This is a genomic window from Terrabacter terrae, assembly GCF_039529575.1.
GTDB classification, from domain to species: domain Bacteria; phylum Actinomycetota; class Actinomycetes; order Actinomycetales; family Dermatophilaceae; genus Terrabacter; species Terrabacter terrae.
In genome coordinates this window covers 1-866 of the sequence record NZ_BAAANB010000192.1, presented here as the reverse complement: position 1 = coordinate 866, position 866 = coordinate 1, and the positions used below count along the sequence as shown (strand labels likewise).

General features: G+C 57.0%; 1 rRNA gene. It reads right to left on the bottom strand.

The window, feature by feature from the left end:
* Window positions 1–866: ribosomal RNA gene (locus ABD194_RS20825) — 23S ribosomal RNA — on the bottom strand; the annotation flags it as partial.

The following is an 866-nucleotide window of genomic DNA, read 5'->3' as shown; positions in this document are numbered from 1 at the left end:
AGGCTACCTTCCTGCGTCACTCCATCGCTTGACTACTACCTGATCGGGCCGTGCGCTCCACCACCCGATAGACCCCGAAGGGTCTGGTGGGCGGCTTCAGGCACTTAGCATCACAAGGTTCATCAGGGGCGGTTCTTCGCCGGTTCCGGAATATCAACCGGATGTCCATCGACTACGCCTGTCGGCCTCGCCTTAGGTCCCGACTTACCCAGGGCAGATTAGCTTGACCCTGGAACCCTTGGTTATTCGGCGGACGGGTTTCTCGCCCGTCATTCGCTACTCATGCCTGCATTCTCACTCGTGTAGCCTCCACGGCTGGATCACTCCGCCGCTTCCCTGGCAACACGACGCTCCCCTACCCATCAACACGCCTGGACACCGAACCCGCAGGTGTCGGTGCCGAGCAATATGTCAATGCCACAGCTTCGGTGGTGTGCTTGAGCCCCGCTACATTGTCGGCGCGGAATCACTTGACCAGTGAGCTATTACGCACTCTTTAAAGGGTGGCTGCTTCTAAGCCAACCTCCTGGTTGTCACAGCAACTCCACATCCTTTCCCACTTAGCACACGCTTAGGGACCTTAGCTGGTGATCTGGGCTGTTTCCCTCTCGACTACGGAGCTTATCCCCCGCAGTCTCACTGCCACGCTCTCACTTACCGGCATTCGGAGTTTGGCTAACGTCAGTAACCTGGTGAGGCCCATTAGCTATCCAGTAGCTCTACCTCCGGCAAGAAACACGTGACGCTGCACCTAAATGCATTTCGGGGAGAACCAGCTATCACGGAGTTTGATTGGCCTTTCACCCCTACCCACAGCTCATCCCCTCAGTTTTCAACCTAAGTGGGTTCGGTCCTCCACGCAGTCT